The 2567-nt window shown below is 52.3% G+C and carries 1 rRNA gene; it reads right to left on the bottom strand.

Annotation, left to right across the window (positions count from 1 at the left end):
• Positions 1 to 40: 40 nt before the first annotated feature.
• A 23S ribosomal RNA gene (locus M3210_RS19700) occupies positions 41 to 2567 on the bottom strand; the annotation flags it as partial.

Below are 2567 nucleotides of genomic sequence, written 5' to 3'. Positions count from 1 at the left end.
AAAACTAAATAAGAGTAATGGAACGACATCAAAATAGAATTTAGTTAAGTCCTCGATCGATTAGTATTTGTCAGCTCCACATGTCACCATGCTTCTACCTCAAACCTATCAACCTCATCGTCTCTGAGGGATCTTACTCACTCGAAGTGATGGGAAGTCTCATCTTGAGGGGGGCTTCATGCTTAGATGCTTTCAGCACTTATCCTTTCCACACGTAGCTACCCAGCTATGCTCCTGGCGGAACAACTGGTACACCAGCGGTGTGTCCATCCCGGTCCTCTCGTACTAAGGACAGCTCCTCTCAAACTTCCAACGCCCACGACGGATAGGGACCGAACTGTCTCACGACGTTCTGAACCCAGCTCGCGTACCGCTTTAATGGGCGAACAGCCCAACCCTTGGGACCGACTACAGCCCCAGGATGCGATGAGCCGACATCGAGGTGCCAAACCTCCCCGTCGATGTGAACTCTTGGGGGAGATAAGCCTGTTATCCCCGGGGTAGCTTTTATCCGTTGAGCGATGGCCCTTCCATGCGGAACCACCGGATCACTAAGCCCGACTTTCGTCCCTGCTCGACTTGTAGGTCTCGCAGTCAAGCTCCCTTCTGCCTTTACACTCTACGAATGATTTCCAACCATTCTGAGGGAACCTTTGGGCGCCTCCGTTACCTTTTGGGAGGCGACCGCCCCAGTCAAACTGCCCGCCTGACACTGTCTCCGAACCGGATCACGGTCCTGGGTTAGAATGTTCATACAGCTAGGGTGGTATCCCACGGGTGCCTCCACGGAAGCTAGCGCTCCCGATTCCACGGCTCCCACCTATCCTGTACAAGCTGCACAAACAGTCAATATCAGGCTACAGTAAAGCTCCACGGGGTCTTTCCGTCCTGTCGCGGGTAATGTGCATCTTCACACATCGTATAATTTCACCGGGTCTCTCGTTGAGACAGTGCCCAAGTCGTTGCACCTTTCGTGCGGGTCGGAACTTACCCGACAAGGAATTTCGCTACCTTAGGACCGTTATAGTTACGGCCGCCGTTTACTGGGGCTTCGGTTCTAAGCTTCGCCTTACGGCTAACTCTTCCCCTTAACCTTCCAGCACCGGGCAGGTGTCAGCCCCTATACTTCGCCTTTCGGCTTCGCAGAGACCTGTGTTTTTGCTAAACAGTCGCTTGGGCCTATTCACTGCGGCTTCTTCTAAAAGAAGCACCCCTTCTCCCGAAGTTACGGGGTCATTTTGCCGAGTTCCTTAACGAGAGTTCTCCCGCTCACCTTAGGATTCTCTCCTCGCCTACCTGTGTCGGTTTGCGGTACGGGCACCAATGATCTGGCTAGAGGCTTTTCTTGGCAGCGTGAAATCAGGAACTTCGGTACTAATTTTCCCTCCCCATCACAGCTTGAAATTGCCAGACGGATTTGCCTATCTGACTTTCTCACTGCTTGGGCGCACACTTCCATCCGTGCGCATTCCTTATCCTTCTGCGTTCCCCCATCGCTCATAACGATCATGAGGTGGTACAGGAATATCAACCTGTTGTCCATCGCCTACGCCTTTCGGCCTCGGCTTAGGTCCCGACTAACCCTGAGAGGACGAGCCTTCCTCAGGAAACCTTAGGCATTCGGTGAAAGAGATTCTCACTCTTTTTTCGCTACTCATACCGGCATTCTCACTTCTAAGCGCTCCACCAGTCCTCACGGTCTGACTTCGCAGCACTTAGAACGCTCTCCTACCATTGTTCGTAAGAACAATCCGCAGCTTCGGTGATACGTTTAGCCCCGGTACATTTTCGGCGCAGAGTCACTCGACCAGTGAGCTATTACGCACTCTTTAAATGGTGGCTGCTTCTAAGCCAACATCCTGGTTGTCTGGGCAACTCCACATCCTTTTCCACTTAACGTATACTTTGGGACCTTAGCTGGCGGTCTGGGCTGTTTCCCTCTCGACTATGAATCTTATCACCCACAGTCTGACTCCCAAAAATAAGTATCTGGCATTCGGAGTTTGACTGAATTCGGTAACCCGATGAGGGCCCCTAGTCCAATCAGTGCTCTACCTCCAGTACTCTCTTTTTGAGGCTAGCCCTAAAGCTATTTCGGAGAGAACCAGCTATCTCCGTGTTCGATTGGCATTTCACCCCTACCCACACCTCATCCCCGCATTTTTCAACATACGTGGGTTCGGGCCTCCAGTCGGTGTTACCCGACCTTCACCCTGGACATGGGTAGATCACACGGTTTCGGGTCTACGACCACATACTCATTCGCCCTATTCAGACTCGCTTTCGCTGCGGCTCCGTGTCTTCCACTTAACCTTGCATGTAATCGTAACTCGCCGGTCCATTCTACAAAAGGTACGCCGTCACGCATAAAAGCGCTCCGACTACTTGTAGGCACACGGTTTCAGGTTCTATTTCACTCCCCTCCCGGGGTGCTTTTCACCTTTCCCTCACGGTACTGGTTCACTATCGGTCACTAGGTAGTATTTAGCCTTGGGAGATGGTCCTCCCGGATTCCGACGGAATTTCACGTGTTCCGCCGTACTCAGGATACACTCCGGAGGAAACTC

It is taken from the genome of Oceanobacillus luteolus (assembly GCF_023715655.1).
In the GTDB taxonomy this organism is placed as follows: domain Bacteria; phylum Bacillota; class Bacilli; order Bacillales; family Amphibacillaceae; genus Oceanobacillus; species Oceanobacillus luteolus.
This window is presented reverse-complemented; position numbering and strand designations above follow the sequence as displayed.